We start from the raw sequence: 26,095 nt of genomic DNA on the forward strand, positions 1-26,095 counted from the left end.
GTTGTCGAAAAAATAGGTGCGGGGCCCTGGGCCTGCCGTCCGCAACACGCTGCTCCCTGTCCGGATCGCGCTCTCGGCTGGAGGTCGGGATGGTCGACGCTCAACTCCCGCTCGACGCACGGCTCTCGCCCGGCGCGTCGCTCGCCCACGACGCACGCCTCTCACCCGACGTCCGGATCCCGTCCGACGCGCCACTCCCCCTCGGTGCGCACGAGCGGTTCCATACCTCCGACGTCGACGTGGCGCGTTCGCACGTCGGGCGCGCCTTCTGCGCCCACGACCTGCGGCTGATCGGGCGCGCCGCGCGCCTCGACGCGCGCATGCACGGCGTGGCGTTCGGCGAGACCGGCCTGTTCTACCTCGACTACGGCACGGAGGTGATGATCACCCCGGGTGCGCTGGAGGCCTTCTACCTCATCCAGATACCGCTCGCCGGGGCCGCGGAGATCACCTGCGGCCGGGCCCGGATCGCCTCGACTCCGCAGCGGGCCTCCGTACCGGCGCCGACCGACCCCCTGGCCATGCACTGGGGCGCGGGCAACCCGCAGCTGATCGTCTGGATCGACCGGATCGCGCTGGAGCACCACCTGGGCCGACTGCTCGGCCGCCGGCCCCGGACGCCCGTGCGCTTCGACCTCGGCATGGACCTCACCACCCCCGCCGCGCGTTCCTGGCTCGGCGTGGTCGACCTGCTCCGGCGCGAGGCGGACAACCCCGGCGGCATGCTCGACCAGCCGTTGATCCTCGGCCGGCTCGCCGATCTGCTGATCACCCAGTTCCTGCTCACCCAGCCGCACAACTTCAGCGCCGCGCTGCACGGCCGGCAGCCCCGGGTCGCACCGCCCGCGGTCCGCCGGGCGATGGAGCTGATCGAGTGCCACGCCGCCGAACCGCTGACCGTGGAGGACGTGGCGGAGGCGGTGGGGGTGAGCGTACGGGCCCTGCAGGACGGCTTCCGCCGGCACCTGGAGACCACGCCCGTGTCGTATCTGCGCACGGTGCGGCTCGACCGGGTTCGCGCCGATCTGACCGCGGCCGAGCCGGGCACGACGACGGTCACCGATGTCGCCTACCGCTGGGGCTTCTTCCACCCGGGGCGCTTCGCGATCGCCTACCGGGAGCAGTTCGGCGAGCACCCCTCGCAGACGCTGCGCGCCTGAGCCGGGCGCCTGAGCCGCACACGTGAACCGCGCATGGGGGCCACGCACCCGAGCCCGCACCCGAGTCCCCGCGCGTGTCCCGACCCCGGGTACCGGGCATGTACCCGGCGGAATGTGGATGGCCACCCGCGTTCCGCGGACGGTGCGGCATTTCGACTACCCGTAATTTCTTGGCAACCCCGTGACCGTCCGGGAAACCCGAAGATCACCCACGAGACGCCGAGACCGGCCGCGAGAAAAACGATCCCGAACGAATGAGCGGGCCGAATGATCGGTTCCATTCATTCTGCCGATCAACCGCCGCGCACCCCGACCCCGAGGAGTATCCATGGCACAGACCGTCGACGCGGTGGTCGTCGGATCCGGTGTGAACGGTCTGGTCGCGGCGGCCGAATTGGCGGATGCGGGCTGGTCGGTGGTGCTGGTCGAGGGCAACCGGCGCCTGGGCGGGTTCATCGCCACCGAGCAACGGACCCTGCCCGGCTACCTGCACGACACCTACTCCTCGTGGCATCCGCTGTTCGTGTCGGGCGGGGCCTACGCCACGCTCGGCGCGGACCTGCACCGCCACGGTCTGGAGTACCGCAACACCGAGGACTACGTCACCGGCACCGTCACCGACGACGGCCGCGTGGTCCTGGGTCACCGCGACGCCGACACCACCGCGCGGGCGTTCGCCCACGCCGAGGATCGCGCCGCGTACCTCGCCATGGTGCGGCGATTCCTCGACAGCGCCGAGGACATCGGCGCCCTCATGGGCGGCGAGCCACGCTCGCCCCGCGCCCTGCGGCCCGCGCTGCGCATGGTGCGCCGGGAGCGGTTGACCGGCACCGAGGCGTGGCTGCGCGCCACCGTCACCAGCGGACGCTCCTACTGCCGGGGCGAGTTCCGCGGCGACGAGGCGGATCTGCTGTGGGTTCCCTGGCTGTTGCACGCCGGGTTGTCGCCGGACCACGCCCAGGGCGGCCTGATGGTGCCGATCCTGGCCGCCACGATGCACGGCTTCGGTTTGCCGGTGGTCGCGGGCGGGGCGGGGAACTTCGTCCACGCCTTCGAGGCGCTGCTCGCCGAACGCGGCGTGGACGTGCGCACCGGCACGCCGGTGGAGCGACTGCTCGTGACCGACGGCAGGATCGGCGGGGTGGTCTGCGGCGGCGAGACCATCACGGCTCGCCACGCGGTGCTCGCCTCGGTCACCCCGACCGCGCTGTACGGGGACCTGCTGCCCGCGTCGGCCCCGGTGCCGGCGCCGGTCCGCGAGCAGGCCCGGCGCTACCGGTACGGACGTGCCGCGATGCAGATCCATGTCGCGTTGTCGGCCCCGCTCGACTGGCGGGACGAGCGGCTGGCGAGCGTACCGCTGCTGCACCTGAGCGACGGCTCGGCGAGTACCGCGATCGCCTGCGCGGAGGCCGAGGCCGGTCTGCTGCCCCGCCGGCCCACCGTGGTCGTCGGCCAACAACACGTGCTCGACCCCTCACGCGTGCCCGAGGGCGCCGCCGCGCTGTGGCTGCAACTCCAGGAACTGCCGTACCTCCCAGGGGGCGACGCGGCGGGAGAGCTGGACACCGGCGGCGGCTGGACCAAGGAGCTGACCCACGGGTACGTACGCCGGGTCCTGGCCCGCATCGCCCGCCACGCCCCCGGCCTGTCGAAGCGTGTCCTCGCGTGGGACGCCGTCACCCCGGCCGACCTGGCCGCGGCCAACCCGAACGCCGTCGCCGGCGACCCGTACGGCGGCTCCGCCGAACTCGACCAGAACTTCCTGTGGCGCCCGCTGCCCGCCGCCGCCCGGCATGCCACCTCGGTGCCCGGGCTCTGGCACATCGGCGCCTCCACCCACCCCGGTCCCGGACTCGGCGCCGGATCGGGACACCTGGTGGCGCAACGACTCATCCGCACCGGACGGCGGCGCACCGGCACTCGCTGAGCCGCAACCACACGCGCCCCCGGGCCACTTCGCGGGCCGACGCCGCGCCCCCGCGTACCTACCCGCTTCCCGCCACACTTCGCGCCGACGATCACGGCCGCACCACGCCGCGCATCACGGCCCACCACGGACGAACGAACAGGAGCCGGCCATGGCCGAGCGGTCATTTGCCACCGAAGTCCGACAGTTGCGCCACGGCGCGGGCACCACGCTGCACGTCGAGGGCATCCTGGCGGTCACCAAGGCCCTGCTCCAGTCCGGCGTGGCCTATGTCGGCGGCTACCAGGGGGCGCCGATCTCGCACCTGATGGACGTACTCGGCGACGCCCACGACATCCTCGACGAACTCGACGTGTACTTCGAGAACAGCGCCTCCGAGGCCACTGCCGCCGCGATGTTGGGCGCGTCGGTGCACTATCCGCTGCGCGGCGCGGTCACGTTCAAGTCGACGGTCGGCCTCAACGTCGCCTCCGACGCGCTGGCCAACCTGGCCAGCGGCGGCGTCACCGGCGGCGCGTTGGTCATCCTCGGCGAGGACTACGGCGAGGGCTCCAGCATCATGCAGGAGCGCTCGCACGCCTTCGCGATGAAGTCGCAGATGTGGCTGCTCGATCCGCGGCCCAACCTCACCGCGATCGTCGAGGCGGTCGAGTCCGGCTTCGAGCTGTCCGAGGTCAGCAACACCCCGGTGCTGCTGCAACTGCGTTTGCGCTCCTGCCACTTGCACGGCGCGTTCGTGGCGAAGGACAACGTGCGCCCGCCGATGACCGTCACGGACGCGATCGAGAATCCTCGACGCGAGCTCGACCGCATCGTCCTGCCGCCGGCGAGTTTCCGGCACGAACGCGAGAAGATCGACCAACGCCTGCCGGCCGCACTGGACTTCATTCGCGAACGCGGGCTCAACGAGGTGTTCGGCGCCGGGGAGGCCGACATCGGGATCATCGTCCAGGGCGGCCTGTACAACACCCTCAACCGGGCGCTGGAGCTGCTTGGTTGCTCGGATCCGTACGGTCGCACCCGGATACCGCTGTACGTCATGAACGTGACGTATCCGGTCGTGGACACGGAGATCGTCGAGTTCTGCGCGGACAAGCGCGCGGTGTTGCTCCTGGAGGAGGGGCAGCCCGACTACATCGAGCAGAATCTGAACACGATCCTGCGCCGTGCCGAGGTCGCCGCCGCGCTGCACGGCAAGGATCTGCTGCCGATGGCCGGCGAGTACACCGCGTCGGCGGTCACCCGAGGGGTGCACGCCTTCCTGTCCCGGTACCTGCCGGAGGTCCTGGCCGGCGAACCGGCGCTGCTGCTGCCCGAAACCGACCCGCGCAGCCCGTTCGCCGAGCGGGTCGATCCGCAGGCGGTCCAGGCCCGCCCGCCGGGCCTGTGTACCGGCTGCCCGGAGCGGCCCATCTTCAGCGCGCTCAAGCTCGCCGAACGCGAAACCGGCGCGCACCACATCAGCGCGGACATCGGCTGCCACCTGTTCTCGATCAACGAACCGTTCAACCTCGGTGCGACGACCATGGGTTACGGGCTCGGTTCGGCCGGCGCGGCGGCACTGAACTCCAAGGACGCCGACCGTCGGACCATCGCGATCATGGGTGACGGCGGGTTCTGGCACAACGGTCTGACCAGCGGTGTCGGCAACGCGGTCTTCAACGACAACGACCAACTCCTCGTCGTGGTCGACAACGCGTACAGCGCGGCCACCGGCGGACAGGACGTGCTCTCCTCCGCCGTCGACCATCCGCGACGCTCCACCGGGCATACGATCGAGAAGGCCGTGCGCGGTGTCGGCGTCAAGTGGACGAAAACCGTCACCGACACCTACCGGGTCGGGGAGTTGCGCGACCTGTTCGTGCGCGCGCTCACCACGAAGGAACCGGGGCCCAAGGTCATCGTCGCGCAGAGCGAATGCCAGTTGAACCGACAGCGTCGGGAGCGGCCCCGGACGAACAAGGCGATCAAGGAGGGCAAACGGGTCGTCCGCGAGCGGTTCGGCGTCGACGCGGAAACCTGTACCGGCGACCACGCGTGCATCCGGATCTCCGGCTGCCCGTCGCTGACCCTGGCCGCCAACCCGGACCCCATGCGCACCGACCCGGTCGCCACGGTGACCGACACCTGTGTCGGCTGCGGGGTATGCGGCGCGAACGCGCACGCGGCGTCGTTGTGTCCGTCGTTCCACCGCACCGACGTGGTGGTCAACCCGACCCGGCGGGACCGCGTCCTGGCGCGGATCCGCACGGCCTGGATCGCCGCGCTGTCCGCGCCCGTCGAGCGTCGCGCCGCGAAGTACGAGGTGGCCTGATGTCGAACCGGCAACCCGTACCGCGCCCGATCACCATCGCGATCCTGGCCATGGGTGGCGAGGGCGGCGGGGTTCTGGCGGACTGGATCGTCGCCGTGGCGGAGACGGCGGGGTACACCGCACAAAGCACCTCCGTCGCCGGCGTCGCCCAGCGCACCGGCGCGACCGTCTACTACGTCGAGTTGTTCCCGGCGCCGGACGCCGAACTGCCCGAGGGGGGCCGCGCCGAGCCGATCCTCGCGCTGTTCCCGACGCCCGGCGAGGTCGACATCGTCATCGCGTCGGAACTCATGGAGGCGGGACGGGCAATCCAGCGCGGCTTCTGTACGCCGGACCGCACCGCGCTGATCGCCTCCACCCATCGGGTCTACGCGATCACCGAGCGCATCGCCATGGGCGACGGGCGCGTCGACGGCGACCTGCTGCTCGACGCGGCGCACCGGGGCGCGCGGCGTTTCGTGGGCGCCGACTTCCTGGAGTTGGCTGGGCAGGCGGGCAGCGTGATCAGCGCTTCGTTGTTCGGCGCGTTGGCCGGGATGGGGGAACTGCCCTTCGATCGTTCGCTGTTCGAGGACGCGGTGCGAGCGGCGGGCAAGGGGGTGGAGTCCTCGTTGGCCGCGTTCGCGCTGGGGTACGACGCGGCCCGGCAGCCGCCGCCGCGGCCTGGTCGCCCGCGCGCGGCGGGGGGCGGACCGGTGGCGGTGACGATCGGCAGCCGGCCCCCGGCGGATCCCGCGGTCGAAGCCGCGAACGCCGAGGAGCGGCGGCGGCGCGCGCTCGCCGACACCGATCCGACCCGGCTGGTCGGCCCCGCGCTGCGCGATCGGGCCGCGCGGGTCGCCGAGTTCCCGGAGGCGGCCCGTTCGATGCTGCTCCACGGCTGCGAGCGCACGGCGGTGTATCAGAACCCGTCGTACACCGACCGCTATCTCGATCGGGTGGCCCGGGTGGGCGCGCTGGAGCACGACCCGCGAGGTGAGGCGAGGCTGACCACGGAGACGGCCCGACACGCCGCGCTGTGGATGTGCTACCAGGACACCATCCAGGTCGGGTTGCAGAAAATCCGCCGACGGCGGATCGAGGACATCCGTGAACGGGCGCGGACCGAGCCGGGACAACCGATGCAGGTGCGGGAGTATCTGCACCCGCAACTGGAGGAAATCATCGACACGTTGCCCGCGCGGGTGGGCGATCCGCTGTCCCGGTCGGCGCTCTTCGGCAGGCTCGTCACGAGGCTCACCCGCAACGGCATGGTCGTCAACACCACGGGCGTCGTGGGCTACACGATGTTGTGGACCATGGCCGGGATCCGCCCGCTGCGACCATGCTCGGGCCGGTTCGGTCGGGAACAGGCGGCCATCGACGCCTGGTTGGACCTGGTCGTGGAGACCGCGTCGAGCGACTACGCGCTGGCCTGCGAGATCGTCGAGTGCCGGCGGGTGGTCAAGGGCTACGGCGACACCTACCGGCACGGCAGCGAGAGTTTCGCCATTCTCCTCGACGCCGCCCGGGAGTTGCGCGGACGCGACGACGCCGCGACGGTACTCGCCGGCCTGACGTCGGCCGCACTCGCCGACGAGAACGGCACGGCACTGCGCGAGGCCGTGGCAGCTTTGGCAGCGAAGTCGCGGGCCCGCCCCGCCTGAGCACGCGAATCACCCATTCGCGCAAAGCACGCATGCGCGCACGAACACCCCACGCCCGAGACCCCATTCCCTTCGCTCGACACCCATTCCCCACGCCCGATTCCCCACACATCCGGCAAGGAGCACGCATGGCCGATCTGACCGCCCTCGCGACCCACCTGCTCGACGGCTCGATCGAGGTCGTCGACCTGACCTCACCGCTGCACGCGGGCACGCCGCTGCTCGCCCTGCCGCCCGAGTACGGGCAGACGGCCCCGTTCGAGTTGGAGGAGATCAGCCGCTACGACGACCGAGGCCCGGCCTGGTACTGGAACAACTTCCGTACCGGCGAACACACCGGCACCCACTTCGACGCGCCGAACCACTGGATCAGCGGCCGGGACCTCGACGACGTGTCGCAGGTACCGGTGCAGCGCCTCGTCGGCCCCGCCGTCGTCATCGACAAGACCGCCGAAGTCGCCGTCGAACCGGACTACTTGCTCGACGTCGCGGACATCCGCGAGTGGGAATCCAAGCACGGCGCGCTGCCCGACCGCGGCTGGCTGATCTACCGCACCGGCTGGGCCGCTCGCGGCGACGACCCGGCGGACTTCGCGAACGCCGACGACGACGGCCCGCACACGCCGGGCCTGACACCGGACGCCGCCCGCCTGCTCGCCGACAGCGGCATCCTGGGCATGGGGGTGGAGACCGTGGGCACCGATGCCGGCCGCGCGTTCGCCTTCGATCCGCCCTTTCCGTGCCACGACTTCTTCCTGGGCGCCGACAAGTACGGCCTCACCCAACTACGCAACGTAGACCGACTGCCGATCACCGGCGCAATCGTCATCGCCGCCCCACTCCCCATCGTCAACGGCTCGGGCAGCCCCTGCCGAGTACTGGCCCTGATCACCCACTGACGCCCCACAACAAACCACCCGACAACATCCGCTCCCGGCTCGTACGCAGCGTCCGAGCCGGGAACACAACTCACCGGTCCGCCTCGATTCGCCGAGGATGTCGCCGAACCCGACGAGGGTGATGCGGCCCGACGACGTCACCGCCTCGACCGCGACCCCCTGGGGAACGGCCACCTCGTACGACACCCGGGCCCCGTCGCAGTCGCGTCGTTGGGCTCGTCCGATGCCGGGATTGCATGATGTGCCCGAGCGGGCTCACCCTGGAGATGGCACGACCGGGAGGAACCGGTCGCGACACGAATGTGCCGCCGGGAACGGAAGGACGGTCATGAATCTTCGTCGATGGGCCGCGTGTGCCATCCTCGCCTTCGTCGCGGGCGTGGCCTTCGCCGCCACCGCCCCGGGGGCGACGACGGTCGAGTACGGATCGACCCATGCGGTCGCCGCCACCGCCATCGAGTACGGCCTGTAGACGGGCCGAACCCGCGTAGCCGCCGGGCCCGTTCCGCATCGGGGCGGGCCCGGCGACCGGCTGGGCAACGAAGGTCTTCGGGCATCGCCGAGCCTGCCGGGTCACGGCCGGCCGGCAAGCTGTCCTCATGACAGGCGAAACCGGTGGGACTCGAGGCCGGTGGGTCGACCCGGGCAAGTACGCGCGCATCGAACGCGAGCGGCGGTTTCTCCTGGCCGCGCCCCCGGCACCATCGGACATCACGGACACCTGGACCATCGGCGACCGGTACCTGGTGGGGACCCGCCTGCGGCTGCGATGTGTCGAGCGGCCGGACGGCGGCCGCGAGTTCAAGCTCACCCAGAAGGTGCCGGTCGTTCGGCCGGGCGCGGTTCAGGGGCTGATCACGAACACATACCTGTCGCCGGCCGAGTACGACCTGCTCGCCTCGCTGCCGGCCGGTGTGCTGTCCAAGACGCGGTACCGCATCCCGCCCGTGGGCGTCGACGTCTTCGACGGCCCGCTGCGGGGTCTGGTCCTCGCGGAAGCCGAATTCGCCGACGACGAGGAGGCCCGGTCGTTCGTGCCTCCTCCGGAGTGCGTGGCGGAGGTGACCGACGACCCCCGCTTCACCGGAGGCAGCCTCGTCGAGGCCACGCGCCGGGAACTGCTCCGCTGGTTGGCCGAGTACGGGCTCCATCCGGCGAATTCCTAGAGGAGTCGCGCGAGGAAGTCGCCGGCCGGAGGCGGTCCATGCCGAGGAAACGATCCTGTACCGCCATGGCGAATACGATTTCGCACGTCTCGTCTAAAGTCGGGGGTCCGGCGGACGAGGGAGTCGTGAATGACGCACGGATTCGGGGAGTTCTTCCACACGGCCACCGGCCATCGCCCCTATGCCTATCAGGCCGGGTTCGCGGAGAGCGGGCTGCCGCGGCTCGTTCGGGTTCCGTCGGGGGGCGGGAAGAGCGCCGCCGCCGTATTGGCGTGGCTGTACCGGCGGTTGGTGTCCGCGGTCGAGGTGACGCCGAGGCGATTGGTGTACGTATTGCCGCAGGGCAGCCTCGCGGAACCGACCCACGCGCGCATCGCCGAGTGGCTGCACCACCTCGGGTACACGGACGACGTGGACCTGCACCTGCTCGCCGGTCCGGAGTCGCAGAACGGCGCATGGCGGCGGTTTCCCGAGCGGAACGCGATCCTGGTGGGTACGCACGACGGGCTGCTGAGCCGGGCGTTGATGCGTGGGTTCGCCGATGCGCGGGCGATGGCGCCCGTGTCCTTCGGACTGCTCAACACCGACACCCACTGGGTGTTCGACGAAATGCACTTGTTGGGCCCGGGATTGCCGACGAGTACGCGACTGCAGTCGCTGCGCGAATCGTTCGGCACGACGGCGCCGACCGGCAGCACGTGGATGTCGTCGACGTCGGACGGGGTCACGACCGACGGCGGCGACGTGGCGGCCGGGCCCCGGCTCGCGGCGGTTCGGCGCATCAGGCGGTTGGATCCGGACCCGACACGGTACGTCGACGACCTCGTCGACGCGCTGGGCGCCGCGCACCTGCCCGGCACGCAGTCCATCGCCGTGCTCGGCTCCGCGCAGCGGGCGCGCGAGGTCTACGGCGCGCTGCGCGCGGCGCATCCGGGCCGGGAGATCGTGCTGGTGCACCCGTACGCGCGTTCGGCCGACCGCCGTGTTGGCGCGGCGGTTTCGGAGGAGGCCGGCCGGGACCGGATCCTGGTCACGACGCGGGCGCTGGACGTCGGATCCGACGCGTCCGGCCGTACACTCCTCACCGAACTCGCCCCCTGGAGCGCGCTCGTGCAACGCGCCGGTCGCTGCAACCGACACGGCGAACACCCCGCCGGCGGCGACCTGTTGTGGTGTGTACCCCCGGACGGACCGGGGCCGAACGCGGGCGTCGCGGCCTGGCTGAACGCGCACGAGGGCGAGGCCGTCACGACCGTAGATCTGTTCCGGGCCCGTGTCGGCCGCAACCCGACGCCCTCCCAAGTCCTGGGCGAGCACGATGTGTTGGCGATGTTCGACAACGCGTACGGCGCGGTTCCGGCCGACGCGAGTCCGTGGATCTGCGCCGACGACGAGCGCACGGTCCTGGTCGCGTGGCGGGTGTGGGAGTCGGGGGAACCCGCCGAGGACGAGCCGGGACCCGGGCGCGGCGAGCAGTGTGAGGCGCCGCTCGCCGACGTCCGGAAGATGTTGGACGATCGCGGAGTGTGGCTGCGGGATCCCGTCGACGGCCGGTGGCGGCACGCGGCGGCCGACGATCTCCGTGCCGGAACGTCCGTGGTGCTCGACGCGGCGCGCGGCGGCTACCTTCCCGAGGTGGGATGGGCGCCCGAGAGCGGCGCGCCGGTGCCGTCGCTGTTCACCGGACGCACGCCGCCCGCGATCGCGTGTGTCGCGTGGGTGAGTCTCGACCGGCACCTGCTGGAGACCGAGGAGGAGGCACGTGCGGTCACGGCCGCCCTTCCGGGGCTGACCGAGGCGCAGCGCGAAGCCGTGGCCCGCGCCGCCAGGTTCCACGATCTCGGCAAGTGCCACGACGTGTTCCAGGCCATGCTGCGCGGCGGCGGTGGCGGCGAGCCGCCGGAGCACCTGTTGGCCAAGTCCAAGGCGCCGTGGAGCACCGGGGTTTCCACGCGGGCGTACTTCCGGCACGAACTGGTCAGCGCGCTCATTCTGTTGAACGGGGAGCACTGGCATGTCCCCCGGGTGGAGCCGGAGTTGGTGACCTACCTGGTCGCCGCGCACCACGGTCGGGTCCGTGTGTCGGTGCGCCCGGAGGCCGACGAGGACGCGCGGACGCTGCTCGGTGTCCGCGACGGTGATCGCACGCCGCCGGTCGCCGTGTCCACGGGCGACCACTTCCCCGGGCAGTCGCTCGACACCGGGGCGTTCCGCCCGGGCGGTTCGTGGACGCCGCGAGCCTTGGCGCTGCGCGACCGCGACGACCTGGGACCGTTCCGGCTCGCGTACCTCGAGTCATTGGTCCGCGTCGCCGACTGGCGCTCCAGCGCCCGTCACGACGGCCCCGCGACGGGCCTCGTCCCCTGAAATCCCGCCACCGCAGCCCGGCGGGCTCAGGGACGGTCCGGCAACGCATCGGCGAGCTGTGCGAGGCGACGCCGTTCACGTCGTGCGGCCACCGGCGTCATCCGGCCCCCGTTCGAATTCGGTTGTCGCAGCAAGGAGTTCGGCGCACTGTGGGCCGATGGACACCAACGAGGACTGCGCGCGGTGGTCGAGGGACGGGTTCGTCGTGTTGCCGGGGTTTTTCGCGGCCGAGGATCTGGCGTCCGCGCAGGCCGGTCTCGAAGCGCTCCACCCGACGGCCGCGGCTTTCCACGACGGGCTCGACCCCCGGCGCCGACGATACGTCGGCGACGAGTTCGCGGGGATCGACACGTTCCCCTTTGCCTCCCCCGCGCTGAGCCTGTTGGCCGTACACCCCCGCCTGACGGACCTGGCCGCCGCGCTCGCGGGCCACGACGACCTGCGGATGTACCAGGCCGAGACGTGGGCGAAGTACACCGGTGCCGCCGACTACGACCAGGACCTGCACCGGGACTACCTCAACCACACCGTCCTGGTCCCCACCGACGCCGCCGGGTGCCGCCAGGTGGAGATGTTCGTCTACCTGTGCGACGTGCCGGAGGACCTGGGACCGCCGCACCTGGTCCCCCGCGAGCACACCCGGCACCTCCCCGCCAGGCCCAACTGGTACCTGCGCCCCGGCGCCGATCCCGGAGTCGCCCCCGCCGACGACCTGCGCGCGTTCGTCACCGCAGGCGACACCCGTGCGCTCTACGACGCCGAGGTATCCGCCGCCGGTCCGGCCGGCACCGTCGTCGCCTTCGGACTCGACACCTTCCATCGCGGCACCGGAGTGACCCGCCCCCGCGGGGCACGCTTCACCATGCACGTCAACTACCGTCCGGCATCCGCCGATTGGGCCCTGCGCGGACCGTGGGCGGACCGCAGCCACGACACCGCCTGGTACCGGTTCGTCGAACGCGCGACGGCGAGCCAACTCACCCTGTTCGGATTCCCGCCCGCCGGGCACCCGTTCTGGAACCCCGACACGCTGCGCGCCATGGCACAGCGCTACCCGACCCTCGACCTCTCGCCCTGGGAAAAGCCCCTCGCGCCGTGATCCGCGGCCCGTCGCCCCGCGGCCGTCAGAGGCGGTCCAGGTGGAGTGGGCGAGCGGCGGCATACCGTGCGCGAACGGCCGCCGCGCCGCCGCGCACCGGCAGGTATGTCGTGCCGGGGACCGGCCACTCCGGAGGATGCGGGTCCTCCGCCAGGGCCCACGCGGCCTGCCGGGCCGCGCCCCACGCGGCGAGTTCACCGGTTGCGGGGACCGTGACGGGGCGGTCGAGCAGCTCCGCGGCGATGGCCGCGACCGCCGGCGAGCGGGCCGCGCCGCCGACCAGCCGGATGCCCGCGACATCGGTGGCCGTGGTGTCGAGCACGGCGTCGAGGGCGTCGGCCAGGCCGCACACCATACCCTCGACGTAGGCGCGGGCCAGGTGGGCGGGGGTGGCGTTGGCCGTGGTCAGGCCGTGCAGGGCGCCGGCTGCGTTCGGGAGGTTGGGGGTGCGTTCGCCGTCCAGGTACGGGACGAGGACCAGGCCGTCGGCGCCGGGCGGTGCGGCCATGGCGAGTTCGGCGAGCCGCTCGTGCGACACGCCGAGCATGCCCGCCGCCGCGTCCAGGACGCGGGCGGCGTTGAGCGTACAGGCCAGCGGCAGGAACGCGCCGGTGGCGTCGGCGAATCCCGCCACGGTCCCGGACGGGTCCGCCGTCGGGGACGCCGACCGCACGAACACCGTCCCGGACGTCCCGAGCGACACGACGGCCTCCCCCGGCGCGACGTGCACGCCGAGCGCCGCCGCCATATTGTCGCCCGTGCCCGCCGCGACCAGCACGCCCGACGCCGTACGGCCCGCCGCGTCCCGCGGACCGAGCACCCGCGGCAACACCGGCCGGGCGCCGAACGCCGCGCCGAGCAGGTCCGGCCGGTATGCCTCCTCGCGGGGCGACCAGTAGCCGGTCCCGGAGGCATCGCCGCGATCGGTGGTCAGCCCGCCGATGTCACCGCCGCCGGTCAGCCGCCACGTGAGGTAGTCGTGCGGCAGGCACACCGCCGCCGTCCGCGCCGCCGACCGCGGCTCGTGCTCGGCGATCCAGCGCAGCTTGCTCACGGTGAACGACGCGACCGGCACACTCCCGACCGCGCGCGCCCACGCCTCGGGCCCGCCGTACTCGGCGCACAACGCCGCCGCCGCGCCGGCCGACCGGGTGTCGTTCCACAACAGCGCGTCGCGGACGACCGCGCCGTCCTCGTCGAGGCAAACCGCGCCGTGCTGCTGCGCGGATACCGCCACCGCCGCGACGTCGTCCAGTCCCCCGGCCTCGGCCGAGGCCGTCCGCAGCGCTTGCCACCAGGCCTCCGGAGGGACTTCGCCGCCGTCCGGGTGCGGCGCCCGTCCCTGCCGCAACACCGCGCCGCTCACCGCGTCGCAGACGAGCACCTTGCACGACTGGGTCCCGGAGTCGATGCCCGCGACCAGGGTCCGCCCCGGCATGTCAGCGCGCGCCCAGGAGGTGTTCCACGGCCAGCTGGTCGAGCCGCTCGTAGCCGGACCCGCGGACCGCGGCCGCGTCGGGGTCGAACGTGTCGCCGGCGAGGTCGGCATACGTCTCGCCCGGCGCGAGTGTCGGTACGGCCAGCTCGTCCAGCCCGGCGGCGGCCCTGGCCTCGCGCACCTCGGGGTCGGCGCGAAACGCGCGGGCACGTTCGCGGAGCAGCAGGTAGGTGCGCATGTTGGCGGCGGCGCCCGCCCACACCCCGGCGGTGTCCTCGGTGCGCATCGGCTTGAAGTCGAAGTGCCGGGGCCCGTCGTAGCCGCCGTGCTCCAGCAGGTCGACGAGGAAGAACGCGCTCTTGACGTCGCCGTGGCCGAACACCAGGTCCTGGTCGTACTTGGGCCCGTGCTGGCCGTTCAGGTCGATGTGGAAGAGCTTGCCCTCCCACAGGGCCTGCCCCGCCGCATGCACCATGTTCATCCCGGCCATCTGCTCGTGACCGACCTCGGGGTTGAGCCCGACCATGTCGGGGTGTTCCAGGCGGGCGATGAACGCGAGCATGTGGCCCACGGTGGGCAGGAAGATGTCGCCGCGCGGCTCGTTCGGTTTGGGCTCCAACGCGAACCGGAGGTCGTGGCCCCGGTCCCGGACGTACGCGCACAGGATGTCGATCGCCTCCTTGTAGCGGTCGAGCGCGACCCGCACGTCCTTGCCGGCGTCCGTCTCGGAACCCTCCCGGCCGCCCCAGAACACGTAGGTCCGCGCCCCGAGTTCGGCGGCGAGGTCGAGGTTGCGCATGACCTTGCGCAGCGCGAACCGGCGGATGCCGCGGTCGTTGGCGGTGAACGCGCCGTCCTTGAAGACCGGATGGGCCGTGAGGTTCGTCGTGACCATCGGGACGATCATGCCGGTCGCGTCGAGCGCGGCCCGGAAGGCGGCGATCCGCTTCGCCCGCTCCGCCTCCTCGGCACCGAACGGGATCAGGTCGTCGTCGTGGAACGTGACGCCGTGCGCGCCGAGTTCGGCCAGCCGGCACACCGCCTCGGCCGGCTCCAGCGGGGCGCGGGTGGCGTCCCCGAACGGGTCGCGCGCCTGCCATCCGACCGTCCACAGCCCGAAGCTGAAATGGTCTTCCGGGGTCGGGACAAGGTCGATCATCGCGCCTCCCTGAGCGAATCGAACCGATTCGAATCGGCACCCAATTAGTTAGGACTCTGGACTAAACTCGAAAACGAGCCAACCGCGCACCCGGGCAACTGTCAATAGCCGCCCGCGGGAAGACCGTCCGTCCGCAGGTGAGAGGATCCGCGCCATGAGCACGCCGGACGGCCCCACCGATCTGGCCGGGATGCGCGAACGCAACCTGGCACTTGTGCTGGCCGAGATCGACCGCAGCCAGCCGATCACCCGCGCGCGGCTGGCCGCGCTCACCGGGCTCACGAAGACCACCGTGTCGGCGCGAGTCGCCGCGCTGACCGCGCTCGGGCTGGTGAGTGCCGAGGACCCGGTCCGCGCCGGACGCGGGCGGCCCGGCGCTCCGGTGTCGGTGGCGTCGGGGCCGATCGCCGGGCTCGGCCTGGAGATCAACGTCGGTTACCTGTCCGCGTGCGTCCTCGACCTCACCCGGCGGGTACGCATCCGCCGCAGCGTCCTTCGCGCCGGCGCCGGTTCCGACCCGGACCGGGACGTCGCGGCCCTCGGCCGGCTCGCCCACGCGGTCACCGGGCAGGCGCGCCGTGCCGGGCTCACCCTCGTCGGGACGACGGTGGCGGTCCCGGGCGTGCTGCACGGCGGGGCGGTGAACGCGCCGAACCTGGGCTGGGACGCGCTGCCCGCCGCCGAACTCCTCGCCGAGGCACTGCCGTCCCAACCGCTACCGGTGACGGTGGACAACGAGGCCAATCTCGCCGCCCTCGGCGAGTTGTGGTTCGGCGCGGGCGCGGGGCTGGGCGACTACGTGTACGTGTCCGGCGAAACCGGCATCGGCGCGGGAATCGTCGTCGCCGGCGCACTGTTCCGCGGTACGCACGGCGCGGCCGGCGAACTCGGCCACGTCGTCGTCGCCCCCGGCGGACCCGCGTGCCGCTGCGGCGGGCGCGGCTGCCTGGAACAGGTCGCCGGGCTGGACGCGGTCCTGCGGGCGGCCGACGTGCCGGACACCGCCCCCGCCGGACCCGACGTCCGGGACTCCGCAGACCTGCTCGGCGCCGGCGCCGCCGAACTCGTGCGCCGCTTGGAGGCGAAGGACCGCCGCGCCCTCGCGGCCGCGAAGCGGGCCGGCGAAGGACTGGGCATCGCCCTGGTCGCCGTCACGAACCTCTTCGACCCCGCGGCCCTCGTCCTCGGCGGCCTTCCCGCCCGCATGGCCCCCTGGCTCACCCCGCACATCACCGCTGCCCTCGAAGCCGGCGGCGGCAGACTCCGCGGCCGCACCCCGACGATATGGCGCTCGGAACTCACGGACGGCGCGGTGCTGGGCGCCGCCGGCGAAGTCGTCGCCCGAGTACTCGCCGCCCCCAGCGCCGTGGCGTAAAACCCGTCAGAGGCGGCCCCGGCCACGTCCCAGGCGACGGCGGCGCTCTCACCGGGCCGGTTCCGCCGGGGACTGGGGGCGCGGGGTTGGTGGGTTGGGCATCGGCGGGGGGCTTGCGGGATGCTTCCCGTGGGCGTCGTAGAGCCGGAACGGGCGTACGGCCAGGGCGCCGACCATGACCAGGACGATGCACAGCATGGCGCTGCCCGACCAGGCGATGCCGAGGGTGGTGGTCGCCGCCATGGCTCCCGCCCGCAGGTCGCCGAGTCGGGGGCCGCCGCTGACGACGACGGTGAACACGCCCTGCATACGTCCGCGCATCTCGTCCGGGGCCCACGTCTGCAGGATCGTCTGCCGGTAGACGGCGCTGACGAGGTCGGCGGCGCCGGCGAGGACGAGGAGGGCGACGGCGAGCCACAGGGCGCGGGTGACGCCGGCCGGCGTGATGGCGCTCGCCCACGCGACCACCGCGAGGGTGAGCGCGACGCCTTGGCGGCGTATGCGCGCGATCCATCCGCTGCACAGGCCGGCCGGCAGGGATCCGATGGCGACCGCCGAGTACAGGACGCCGATCCCGCCGTGGAAGCGGGTGGCGGCGGCCTCGGGGAACAGGGCGTTCGGCATGGCCGGCACCATGGCCGCGATGTCCACGGCGAACGACATCAGCAGTATCGGACTGCCGCCGATGAAGCGCAGGCCCTCGAACACGGCGCCGATCCCCGTGCCCGTCGCGGCCCCCGCCGGCGGGATCGGCGGAAGTCTCCATGTCGAGTAGAGGGACAGGGTGAACAGGAGGGCGTCGGCGGCGTAGGCGTAGGCGAACCCGTGCGGCAGGGTGAGCAGGACGCCCGCGACCAGCGGTCCCGCGATCTGGCCGATGTTGCCCACCGTGAAACTCAGGGTGTTGGCGGCGGGGATCAACTCGTGCGGCACGATGCGCGGAATGATCGCGCCGCGCGCCGAGGAGGCCGTGGCGAACCCGGCCCCCTGGACGGCGACGAGGCCGAGCAGGAGGAACCCCGAGCGGGCGTGCAGGAGGGTCTGGGCGAGCAGCGCGATGGTCACCGCCCAGGTCACCAGCGACGACCACAGGCACAGCCGGCGGCGATCGACCCGGTCGGCGACGGCGCCGCCGTACAGGCCGAACACCACGATGGGCACGAAGCCGAAGAGTCCGGCGAGGCCCACGTAGAACGACGAGTTCGTGATGGAGTAGATCTGTACCGGGACGGTGACCTCGGTGACCATCGTGCCCACCAGCGAGGCCCCTTGGCCGACCAGTACCCGCCGATAGGCCGGCACGGCGAACGGACGCGTGTCCACCGCCGCGCGACGTATCCGGGCCCCGATGCCCCGGGATGCCTTCGGTGCGGGCGTCGCGGGCGGCTCCGCCCCTGGACGGGGACGATGCCGCCGGCGACGCGCATCCCCCGGTGTCTTGCTCATGGGGTCACGTTGTCACGAGGGCGCAATGGCTCTCTTCCATTAATCTGCCTACATGTGTCGCAAAACAGCCAACATCCGTCGGCGTGAGCTCGCCGGGTTCCGGCCGGAGCAGGGGCTCGTCCGTCTGGCCGGAAAAGCATTGGACGGGTGGGGCCCACGCCTATACCTTGCACTCGACCGTGACACCGCCCGAGGAGGTGAGACCCATGAACGCTGTAGCGATATGGGTGCTCCCCCTTGCGGTCACGGCCGGCGATTGACGTAGGTATCGCCGGGAGCGCCTCGCCGACAAGGCACTCCCGAAAGGCAATACCCATGCAATCTCCACAAGCCACCCCCGAACTCCGCGCCTCGGCCGTCGGCGGCACCGATCGTGCGCCCCTCGGGTTCGACGTGATCATCGCCGGCTGCGGGCCGAGCGGCGCCATGCTGGCCGCCGAACTGCGGCTGCACGACGTGCGGGTGCTCGTTCTGGAAAAGGAAACCGAGCCCGTATCGTTCGTCCGCATCGTCGGTCTGCACATTCGCAGTCTCGAACTGATGGCCATGCGCGGACTGCTGGATCGTCTGCTCGAACGCGGCCGGCGGCGTCCGGCCGGCGGCTTCTTCGCCGCCATCGACAAACCCGCGCCCCGGGGCCTGGATTCCGCGCACGCCTATCTGCTGGGCATCCCGCAGCCGGTCATCGAGCGTCTGCTCGAAGAGCACGCGACCCGACTGGGCGCGCAGGTCCGGCGCGGCTGTGCGGTGGCCGGTTTCGAGCAGGACGACGAGGGTGTGACCGTCGAACTGGCCGATGGCGAACGGCTGCGTTCGCGCTATCTCGTCGGCTGTGACGGCGCCCGCAGCACGGTACGCAAACGGCTCGGCGTCGGCTTCCCCGGCGAGCCCTCGCGCAACGACACGCTGATGGGCGAGATGCACGTGGGCGCGCCGCAGGAGGAGATCGCCGCCAAGGTGAGCGAAATCAGCCGCACCAACAGGCGATTCCGGCTCCAACCCTTCGGCGAGGGGGTGTACAGCGTCCTGGTCCCGGCCGCGGGCGTCGCCGATCGCACGGAACCGCCCACCCTCGAGGATTTCAGACAACAGCTGCGCGCCATCGCCGGAACCGATTTCGGCGTGCACTCCCCGCGCTGGTTGTCCCGCTTCGGCGATGCCACCCGGCTGGCCGAACGTTACCGCGTCGGGCGGGTGTTGCTGGCCGGCGACGCGGCGCACATCCACCCGCCCACCGGCGGGCAGGGCCTCAACCTGGGCGTTCAGGACGCCGTCAACCTCGGCTGGAAACTGGCCGCGCACATCCGCGGCCGGGCACCGGAGACCTTGCTGGACACCTACCACAGCGAACGCCATCCGGTCGCCGCGGACGTACTGGACAACACCCGCGCCCAGACCGAACTGCACTCCACCGACCCGGGCCCGCAGGCCGTACGCAGGCTCCTCACCGAACTGATGGACATCGACGAGGTGAACCGCCGGCTCATCGAGAAGATCACCGCGATCGACATCCGCTACGACTTCGGCGACGGCCCCGACCTCCTCGGCCGCCGCATGCGCGACATCGACGTAAAGGACGGCCGCCTCTACACCCTGCTGCACCACGGCCGCGGCCTACTCCTGGACCGCACCGAACACCTGACCACCGGCGCCTGGTCGGACCGCGTCGACCACGTCGCGGACCCCACCGCGGCACTGGACGCCCCATGCGTCCTCCTGCGCCCCGACGGCCACATCGCCTGGATCGGCGACAACCAACAGGACCTGAACACCCACCTCTCCCGCTGGTTCGGCCACCCCAGCCCCTGATTCCACCCCGACAGCCGAGGCACCATCAGCCGTGGTGCTCCGAGGCCGAACTCGACCCGGTCGGCGGCATCGCCCGCCGACCGGCCGGGTGCGGCGAGTCGTCGGTGGAGGGCTCGCGGGTGGGGGTTGTGGGGGTGTGTTCAAGCTCTGGTATATCAGACACGCTTAGACTCGGAATCGCGGCGCAGCACGGGGCTCGCCGGGCGAGGGGACGAGCGTGAGCAACCGGATGGGCTCCCAGCCGGCCAACGGGTGGACGCAGACCGACGAATTCCTCTGGTACACCTGCGACATCGTGGCCGATGTCGTCACCGGCCAGGCGGACCGCCGCCCGCTCGTGGCGAGTACGGCCCGGATCGCGCCGGGGGAGCGCGTACTCGCGACCGGGGTGGGAGAGCAGTTCCGGCTGCGCGCCGTGGGCAACGGCAGTTACCGCAGCACGGGGGTGGCCGCGATCGGCAGGCCCGGGTTCGTGGTGGGCGCGCTTGCCGTGAACGCCTTGGGCAACGCGGCGCGCCGCAAGCGTGCGCAGCAGGACACCGTGCCGCGCTGGGTCAACGACGGCGGCGGCGAACTGACCATCACGCACCTGACCGCGTATCTCGCGCATCCCCGCAACCCGCTGAGTCTCGGCTTCACCGGTCTCGACCAGATCGACCTGCCCGAGCCCGGCGTCTTCGAGGCCCGCTACCACGACATGTACGGCAAGGGGTACATGTGCGTGCGCCTCGCCACCCCGTGGGCGTCCCTGGTGTTCGCGCTGGCGGCCCTCGCGGCGTTTCCGTCCCATCCGCGGCTGCTCGGCGGCACGTGGCTCCCGCCGGGGTTCGAGGAGCGCTGCGCCCACTTCGGCCGACCGGTGCGCCCCGCCCAGCGGTTGGTGCTGGAGCGCTAGCCGGAAGCACCACGCCGCGACCGGGAGTGCCATCGCGCGCTCGGGTCAGCGGGTTGTCCATGGGCGGAGTTTGTCCGGGTTGCGGACCGTCCAGATGTGGTGGATGCGCTCGCCCACCACGTGGAAGGCGAATACGGTCACGGCGCGGCCGTTCTGCTGGACCACCAGGCCGGGCAGGCCGTTGACCGTACGCTCCAGTAGCGTGTAGTCGGGTGCGACGGTGGCGAGTTGCAGGTAGGTGTGGGCGATCCGCTCGCCGCCGATGATCGGATCCAGGATGGTGACGGCCTTGCCGCCGCCGTCCGCGATCCAGGTGGCGTTCGGGTCGAGCAGGCCGATCAGCGCGCCGATGTTCTTCGCGTCCCAGGCCGCCTTGAAGTCGCGGACCACCGCGGCGTGGCCGGCGCTCGGGTCCGCGTCGACCCGTGACTCGCGAATCCGCCGCCGAGCCGACGAGGCCAACTGGCGGCAGGCCGCGGGGGTACGCCCGACGATCGTGGCGACCTCCGTGAACGGGTAGCGGAAGATGTCGTGCAGGACGAACGCCACCCGCTCGGCCGGGGTCATCGACTCGAACACGACGAGGAAGGCCATGCTGACCGACTCGTCCAGGGTGATGCGATCGGCCGGATCCATGCCGCCGCCGGCCGCTCCCCCGGTGATCCACTCGGTCGGCTCGGGCAGCGGCTCGGGGAGCCATTCACCCACGTAGGTCTCCCGCCTGGCCCGCGCCGAGCCGAGCAGGGTCAGACACACCCGGCCCGCCACCTTCGTCAGCCAGGCCGCCGGGACCTCGATCTCGTCGCGTTGCGCGTCGGTCATCGAGTACCAGCGGGCGTAGGTCTCCTGGACCACGTCCTCGGCGTCGGCGAGCGATCCGAGCAGCCGATAGGCCAGGTTGATCAGCCGCTGCCGCTCCTCCATGACCGCCTCCACGCCGCTCTCGTACATCGTGTCCCCGTCCGTCGCTCTCATCCGTTCGATCACACCTGTTCGACCGGACAGGCCGCCGAAACGTCAGGTCGGCCGCAGACCGGCCGCGCCGCCTCACATTCCGAGCGACTGCCTGGTCGAAGGGGTGGCGGCGAGTACACCACATCCCGAGTTCGCGGCCCGCCGACCAGACCCCCATGATCCGGAGGAAGCATGAGCACGCCCGCCGCCACCCCGACCACGGCCACGGCCACGGCCACGGCCACCATCACGGCGGACTTCGCCGAACCCGCGCCCGTGTCGCGCCTCGAACGGGCGGCCGCAGCGCTGCGGGAGAACGGCTTCGCCGTCGAGATCCTGGCCGACGCGGCCGCCGCGCGCAGCCGCGTGGGCGAGCTGATTCCCGAGGGTGCGTCGGTGTTCACTGGAGCCGGCGAGACACTGCGGCTGTCCGGCATCGAGGAGGACCTCAACACCGGCGGTCGCTACGACGCGATCCGACCTCGCGTGCTGACCATGGACCGGGCCACCGAGAGCGACGAGATCCGACGGCTGACCAGCACCCCGGACGTGGTCGTCGGCAGCGTCGCCGCGGTCACCGAAACCGGGTCGCTGGTGGTCGCCTCCGGCAGCGGCAGCCAACTGCCCGCCTACTCCGGCGGCGCCCGCCGGGCGATCTGGATCGTCGGCGCGCAGAAGGTCGTCCCCGACCTGCCGACAGCGATGCACCGCCTCGAGGAGCACGCCCTGCCGCTGGAGGACGAACGCACCCGCAAGGTCTACGGTGCGCCGAGCGCGATCAACCGCCTGCTCGTGATGCACGCCGAGCCCTATCCCGGCCGGGTCACCGTACTGCTCCTGCGCGAGGCCATCGGGTTCTGATACCGACCCGACCACCCGCAACGAACCCGGGCCCGAGCAGGGCCGACCGGCCGGCCCCATAGCCCGCGAAGCATGGCCGGCCGATCGGTTCGAGGTCGTGCGCCCGCATCTGCGGACGGTGGCGTACGGCATGCTCGGCTCGCGTACCGACGCCGAGGACGCGATCCAGGAGACCTGGCTGCGGGTGTTGCGCAACGAACACCAGGACGTCCGCGACCTCCGGGCGTGGCCGACCACGGCCGTCTAGCGGATCTGCCTCGACATGCTCCGCGCCCGGCGCCTGCGTCTGCCTGAACCTCCTCGACGGCCGTCGCCCCACCCCGTGATGCCCGGACACCATCCCATCTTGCTTTCGGAGCCCCCATGTCCACCGATACATCCGCATCACCCAATCCGACGAAGGCGAAATCGCCGACAGGGACACCCGCGGCCGCGGCCGACGCCACCGCCGACCGGCGACCATCCGCAGCCGAGGCGCTCAAGGTCGTCGGTGCGATCGACCGATGATCCCGGCGTGAACCACTCCTCGCATACACCCCGTCTCAACCGCTTCCGCAGACCAGCGACGACCCGGTTCCGCTCGGCGATGCCCGGCCGTCGGCGACGGTGGACCGGCATCGTCGTCGCGGCTGCCGCGGCATCGACCCTGGTGACGGGCTCGGCAAGTCCGAGTCCGAACCCGGCCCCGCGGCGACAGGCGACCTCGCTCGTGTCGACCGGCGCCGAGCAGGCGGCGGGCATCAGGCTCGACGGTGATCATCTGACCCTCGCCCAGATGAAGGCCGTACTGCACGGAAACGCCGGCGCGGTGCACCTGGCCCCGACCGCCGCCGCCCGTATGCGCACCGCCCGCGCGGGAGCACTGGCGGCCCTCGAACGCGGACAGCGTGTATACGGCTGGAACCAGGCACTGGGCCCGCTCAAGGACCACCCCCTCACCGACGACGAACAAGTCGATTTCCAACGCCGGGTCCTGCGCTCGCACGCCGCCGGCATCGGTGAGGAACTCTCCCCCGGTATCGCCCGGTTGGCCCTGGTGTTGCGGGCCAACGCCATGGCCCGCGCCAGGATGGGCGTACGGCCCGAAATGGTCGAGCGCATGCTCGCGCTGGTCAATGCCGGCGTGACCCCGGTGATGCCCTCGATCGGCTCGCTGGGCACGGGAGACCTTCAGCCGATGGCCGCCGCGGGACTCGTACTCACCGGCGACGCGGGCACCGCCCGGTTTCGCGAGGGGCCCGCGCGCGACGCCCGCGAGGTGCTTCGACAGGCGGGCCTGCCGCTCGAATTCCCCCTGGAAGCCGGCGAGACCCTGCCGCTGATCAGCGGCAGCGGCGTGCTCACCGCCCGCTATACGGCGTCGGTGGATCGTTCGGAACGGTTCCTGGACCAATTCCGCGGCGCCTTCGGGCTGTTCCTGGAGGCAACCCGAGCCGAGGCGAGTTCCCTGGACGAACGTACGCATGCCGAACGGCGCATCCCCGCCGAGGAGCACGAGGCGGCCAGGCTGCGGGAGTTGACCGACGGCAGCGAATGGATGACCGAACCGGGCCGAGCACGGTTCGGCGAGACGTCCCCGCGGGTCCAGGACGCCGTCTCCGTACGCGCCGCCCCGCACATCGTCGCGACCGTTCGGCAAACCCTGGAGGAGGCCGCAACCATCATCACCCGCGAGGCCAACGCCTCGACCTCCAACCCACTGCTGTTCGAACGCCCGGACCACACCTGGGAGTTCCTGATGGGCGGTAACTGGGACGGCGCGCAGATCGGGCATGCGATCGACACCCTCAATGCCCAGATCAGCGATGTCTCCGTGCTCTCCCACGAGTTGTCGGGACGGCTGATCGCGTCCAAGTGGAGCTACGGGCTCCCCGACAACCTGGCCGGTCCGCCGGTCGGGCTCAACTCCGGCATGGTGCAGGTGCAGACCGTCGGCGCGGCGCTGATCCCGGAGATGCAGGCGCGTGCCATGCCCGCCGGGGTCCTGTCGCGACCGGAGAAGTTCGGGCAGGAGGATCACAACACCATGGCGATGGCCTCGGTGCGCAACCTCGACGACAACCTGCACCGCGCCGAGATCGTGCTTGCCGTGCAATTCCTGCTGGCCGCCCAGGGCATCGACCTGGTCCGTCCGGCCATGGGCGAGCTGTCACCGGCCAAGGCCACCGACGAATTGCACCGTCGATTCCGGGAACGGGTACCCGTTCTCGGCGACGACCGCTGGATGACCCCGGACGTGGACGCCGCCGTCGACATGGTCGCCCGCGGGGCCCTTCGCCCCGAGGGCGGCTGACCCATCCGGTCCCGGTGCGGCGGCCTCGGCTCGGGTCGAGGCCGCCGCACCGGCGGGATGCCGTGTCTTCAGGGTTTGCGTGCCAGCAGTCCGTAGCAGCCGATGTCGGCCGGGTCCGGGAATTCGGCGTCGGGTTCGGGGTGCCATCGGGAGACGAGTTCCACGCCCGGTTCGAGCAGTTCCCAGCCCTGCGGCACCAGTGCCTCCACCTCGGCGCGGCTGCGCAGTTGCATCGGGATACCCGATTTGCGGTACACGTTGGCGCCGCCGCCGGTGCCGATCGGGTCGAAGTCGCCGGTCAGGTGCGAGAGCACCAGGTAGCTGCCGGAGGGGAGCCGCTCGGTCAACCGGCGCACGAGGTCCGCCGGTTTCTCGTCGTCCGGGACGAAGTGCAGTATCGCGAGCAGCATGACCGCGAGCGGCCGGTCGAGGTCCAGGGACCGCACGAGTGCGGGGTGGTCGAGGATGGCGTCCGGGTCGCGGACGTCGGCGTCGATGTACGCGGTCTCGCCGTCGGGGTGGCTGCTCAGCAGCGCACGGGCGTGTACGAGGACGATGGGGTCGTTGTCGACGTACACCACTCGGGAGTTCGGCGCGATCCCCTGGGCGGCGTCGTGCGTGTTGCGGCCCTCGACGGGGATGCCGGTGCCGAGATCGAGGAACTGCCGTATCCCGAGCCGGGCGAGGTGTGCGACCGCCCGCAACAGGAACGCCCGGTTCGCCCGCGCGGCGGTACGCGCGTACGGAACGGCGAGCAACGTCTGTTCGGCGGCTTCCCGGTCGGGGGCGAAGTTCGTCTTGCCACCGAGGAAGTAGTCGTAAATGCGCGCCGAGTGCGGCTTGGTGGTGTCGATCCCCGGCGGAGTCCAGTCCGCGATGAGAGCCTCCTGCTCGGGTGAACGCTCGAACCCGGAGTCCATCGAGTCGCCACCTCCGTTTCGAACCGACCGCACCGGGACGGCCCCTTGTGCGCGTCCCTTGATCGCATCATGCAAGGGGCATGCTACCCGGCCGTCGCACGCTCGTTCCCCTCGGCGTCGCTTCGCTGCGCGGTTCGGGAGGTTGCGCAACGGGCGATCGGGCGATTCGTACGTCAGTACGATGCTCGGGTGACGAGTGACGTGGCGACCGGCCGGCCGACCCGTGCGCAACCGCCGAAGGGAGATGGGGAGTTCCCCGACACCCCCGACGACACGGGGACCGCACGTCCGGAGCCGCGTGGTTGGGCGTGGTCACTGGCTCGGTTCGGGTTTCGGGATCGGCCGCCGACGTCGTTGCGTGAGC

The 26,095-nt window shown here is 71.7% G+C and carries 20 protein-coding genes; 15 read left to right on the forward strand and 5 right to left on the reverse strand.

Annotation, left to right across the window (positions count from 1 at the left end; translation table 11 throughout):
* Window positions 1-89: 89 nt before the first annotated feature.
* From ACFXKZ_RS43855 to ACFXKZ_RS43895, 9 genes are all read left to right on the forward strand, one after another.
* A complete protein-coding gene (locus ACFXKZ_RS43855) occupies window positions 90-1,160 on the forward strand; it encodes an AraC family transcriptional regulator (protein WP_380010917.1) in 1,071 nt (356 codons plus the stop codon).
* Window positions 1,161-1,488: 328 nt separating this feature from the next.
* On the forward strand, window positions 1,489-3,090 hold the full coding sequence (locus ACFXKZ_RS43860) for a phytoene desaturase family protein (protein WP_380010920.1): 1,602 nt from the start codon (window positions 1,489-1,491) through the stop codon (window positions 3,088-3,090).
* A gap of 151 nt (window positions 3,091-3,241) precedes the next feature.
* On the forward strand, window positions 3,242-5,404 hold the full coding sequence (locus tag ACFXKZ_RS43865) for a thiamine pyrophosphate-dependent enzyme (protein WP_380010923.1): 2,163 nt from the start codon (window positions 3,242-3,244) through the stop codon (window positions 5,402-5,404).
* A complete protein-coding gene (locus tag ACFXKZ_RS43870; RefSeq protein WP_380010926.1) occupies window positions 5,404-7,050 on the forward strand; it encodes an indolepyruvate oxidoreductase subunit beta family protein in 1,647 nt (548 codons plus the stop codon). The genes ACFXKZ_RS43865 and ACFXKZ_RS43870 overlap by 1 nt, the downstream gene beginning before the upstream one ends.
* A gap of 128 nt (window positions 7,051-7,178) precedes the next feature.
* Entirely contained in the window at window positions 7,179-7,949 is a 771-nt protein-coding gene (locus ACFXKZ_RS43875; RefSeq protein WP_380010929.1) for a cyclase family protein, read from the forward strand.
* Between the two features lie 328 nt (window positions 7,950-8,277).
* Window positions 8,278-8,421, forward strand: coding sequence for a hypothetical protein (locus tag ACFXKZ_RS43880; protein ID WP_380010932.1), 144 nt, complete (start codon window positions 8,278-8,280; stop codon window positions 8,419-8,421).
* Between the two features lie 127 nt (window positions 8,422-8,548).
* On the forward strand, window positions 8,549-9,115 hold the full coding sequence (locus ACFXKZ_RS43885) for a hypothetical protein (RefSeq protein ID WP_380010935.1): 567 nt from the start codon (window positions 8,549-8,551) through the stop codon (window positions 9,113-9,115).
* A 129-nt stretch (window positions 9,116-9,244) separates the two neighbouring features.
* The gene (locus ACFXKZ_RS43890; RefSeq protein ID WP_380010937.1) at window positions 9,245-11,482 is read left to right on the forward strand and encodes a CRISPR-associated endonuclease Cas3''; all 2,238 of its coding nucleotides are present in this window, start codon (window positions 9,245-9,247) and stop codon (window positions 11,480-11,482) included.
* A gap of 157 nt (window positions 11,483-11,639) precedes the next feature.
* On the forward strand, window positions 11,640-12,581 hold the full coding sequence (locus tag ACFXKZ_RS43895) for a phytanoyl-CoA dioxygenase family protein (protein ID WP_380010940.1): 942 nt from the start codon (window positions 11,640-11,642) through the stop codon (window positions 12,579-12,581).
* Window positions 12,582-12,606: 25 nt separating this feature from the next.
* On the opposite strand, the gene xylB is transcribed toward ACFXKZ_RS43895, so the two are convergent.
* Together xylB and xylA are read right to left on the reverse strand one after the other, a co-directional pair.
* A complete protein-coding gene (gene xylB, locus ACFXKZ_RS43900; protein WP_380010943.1) occupies window positions 12,607-14,019 on the reverse strand; it encodes a xylulokinase in 1,413 nt (470 codons plus the stop codon).
* A gap of 1 nt (window position 14,020) precedes the next feature.
* Window positions 14,021-15,178: a xylose isomerase gene (xylA, locus tag ACFXKZ_RS43905; RefSeq protein WP_380010946.1), complete on the reverse strand. Its 1,158-nt coding sequence runs from the start codon at window positions 15,176-15,178 to the stop codon at window positions 14,021-14,023.
* A gap of 154 nt (window positions 15,179-15,332) precedes the next feature.
* On the opposite strand from xylA, the gene ACFXKZ_RS43910 reads away from it, so the two are divergent.
* Window positions 15,333-16,553, forward strand: coding sequence for an ROK family protein (locus ACFXKZ_RS43910; protein WP_380010949.1), 1,221 nt, complete (start codon window positions 15,333-15,335; stop codon window positions 16,551-16,553).
* A gap of 48 nt (window positions 16,554-16,601) precedes the next feature.
* On the opposite strand, the gene ACFXKZ_RS43915 is transcribed toward ACFXKZ_RS43910, so the two are convergent.
* Window positions 16,602-17,876, reverse strand: coding sequence for an MFS transporter (locus tag ACFXKZ_RS43915; RefSeq protein ID WP_380010952.1), 1,275 nt, complete (start codon window positions 17,874-17,876; stop codon window positions 16,602-16,604).
* Window positions 17,877-18,314: 438 nt separating this feature from the next.
* Here ACFXKZ_RS43915 and rox point away from each other — a divergent pair, with 438 nt between their 5' ends.
* Together rox and ACFXKZ_RS43925 are read left to right on the forward strand one after the other, a co-directional pair.
* Window positions 18,315-19,808: a rifampin monooxygenase gene (rox, locus tag ACFXKZ_RS43920; RefSeq protein ID WP_380010955.1), complete on the forward strand. Its 1,494-nt coding sequence runs from the start codon at window positions 18,315-18,317 to the stop codon at window positions 19,806-19,808.
* A gap of 217 nt (window positions 19,809-20,025) precedes the next feature.
* Window positions 20,026-20,703 carry a hypothetical protein gene (locus ACFXKZ_RS43925; RefSeq protein ID WP_380010958.1) on the forward strand — a complete coding sequence of 226 codons (678 nt, stop codon included), beginning with the start codon at window positions 20,026-20,028 and terminating at the stop codon, window positions 20,701-20,703.
* Window positions 20,704-20,748: 45 nt separating this feature from the next.
* Here ACFXKZ_RS43925 and sigJ read toward each other — a convergent pair whose 3' ends face one another.
* Window positions 20,749-21,678 (reverse strand): RNA polymerase sigma factor SigJ, encoded by a 930-nt coding sequence (sigJ, locus tag ACFXKZ_RS43930; RefSeq protein ID WP_380010960.1) that lies wholly within the window; start codon window positions 21,676-21,678, stop codon window positions 20,749-20,751.
* A gap of 171 nt (window positions 21,679-21,849) precedes the next feature.
* Between sigJ and ACFXKZ_RS43935 the strand changes: the two genes are divergently transcribed.
* The 3 genes from ACFXKZ_RS43935 to hutH all read left to right on the forward strand — a co-directional run bounded on the left by ACFXKZ_RS43935 (window position 21,850) and on the right by hutH (window position 24,811).
* Entirely contained in the window at window positions 21,850-22,518 is a 669-nt protein-coding gene (locus ACFXKZ_RS43935) for an LUD domain-containing protein (protein ID WP_380010963.1), read from the forward strand.
* Window positions 22,519-22,615: 97 nt separating this feature from the next.
* Entirely contained in the window at window positions 22,616-22,765 is a 150-nt protein-coding gene (locus tag ACFXKZ_RS43940) for a sigma factor (RefSeq protein ID WP_380010966.1), read from the forward strand.
* A 462-nt stretch (window positions 22,766-23,227) separates the two neighbouring features.
* Window positions 23,228-24,811, forward strand: a complete 1,584-nt coding sequence (hutH, locus tag ACFXKZ_RS43945) for a histidine ammonia-lyase (protein ID WP_380010969.1) — start codon at window positions 23,228-23,230, stop codon at window positions 24,809-24,811.
* Window positions 24,812-24,879: 68 nt separating this feature from the next.
* On the opposite strand, the gene ACFXKZ_RS43950 is transcribed toward hutH, so the two are convergent.
* A complete protein-coding gene (locus ACFXKZ_RS43950) occupies window positions 24,880-25,731 on the reverse strand; it encodes an SAM-dependent methyltransferase (protein WP_380010972.1) in 852 nt (283 codons plus the stop codon).
* Between the last annotated feature and the right edge of the window lie 364 nt (window positions 25,732-26,095).

This window comes from Embleya sp. NPDC059237 (genome assembly GCF_042754105.1).
In the GTDB taxonomy this organism is placed as follows: domain Bacteria; phylum Actinomycetota; class Actinomycetes; order Streptomycetales; family Streptomycetaceae; genus Embleya.

Coding starts and splice junctions, on each gene's coding strand:
- ACFXKZ_RS43910 (WP_380010949.1), top strand. CDS start 15,333: ATGAGCACGCCGGACGGCCCCACCGATCTGGCCGGGATGCGCGAACGC.
- rox (WP_380010955.1), top strand. CDS start 18,315: ATGCAATCTCCACAAGCCACCCCCGAACTCCGCGCCTCGGCCGTCGGC.
- ACFXKZ_RS43875 (WP_380010929.1), top strand. CDS start 7,179: ATGGCCGATCTGACCGCCCTCGCGACCCACCTGCTCGACGGCTCGATC.
- ACFXKZ_RS43870 (WP_380010926.1), top strand. CDS start 5,404: ATGTCGAACCGGCAACCCGTACCGCGCCCGATCACCATCGCGATCCTG.
- xylB (WP_380010943.1), bottom strand. CDS start 14,019: ATGCCGGGGCGGACCCTGGTCGCGGGCATCGACTCCGGGACCCAGTCG.
- ACFXKZ_RS43885 (WP_380010935.1), top strand. CDS start 8,549: ATGACAGGCGAAACCGGTGGGACTCGAGGCCGGTGGGTCGACCCGGGC.
- ACFXKZ_RS43935 (WP_380010963.1), top strand. CDS start 21,850: ATGAGCACGCCCGCCGCCACCCCGACCACGGCCACGGCCACGGCCACG.
- xylA (WP_380010946.1), bottom strand. CDS start 15,178: ATGATCGACCTTGTCCCGACCCCGGAAGACCATTTCAGCTTCGGGCTG.
- ACFXKZ_RS43890 (WP_380010937.1), top strand. CDS start 9,245: ATGACGCACGGATTCGGGGAGTTCTTCCACACGGCCACCGGCCATCGC.
- ACFXKZ_RS43880 (WP_380010932.1), top strand. CDS start 8,278: ATGAATCTTCGTCGATGGGCCGCGTGTGCCATCCTCGCCTTCGTCGCG.
- ACFXKZ_RS43860 (WP_380010920.1), top strand. CDS start 1,489: ATGGCACAGACCGTCGACGCGGTGGTCGTCGGATCCGGTGTGAACGGT.
- ACFXKZ_RS43895 (WP_380010940.1), top strand. CDS start 11,640: ATGGACACCAACGAGGACTGCGCGCGGTGGTCGAGGGACGGGTTCGTC.
- ACFXKZ_RS43950 (WP_380010972.1), bottom strand. CDS start 25,731: ATGGACTCCGGGTTCGAGCGTTCACCCGAGCAGGAGGCTCTCATCGCG.
- sigJ (WP_380010960.1), bottom strand. CDS start 21,678: ATGAGAGCGACGGACGGGGACACGATGTACGAGAGCGGCGTGGAGGCG.
- ACFXKZ_RS43855 (WP_380010917.1), top strand. CDS start 90: ATGGTCGACGCTCAACTCCCGCTCGACGCACGGCTCTCGCCCGGCGCG.
- ACFXKZ_RS43865 (WP_380010923.1), top strand. CDS start 3,242: ATGGCCGAGCGGTCATTTGCCACCGAAGTCCGACAGTTGCGCCACGGC.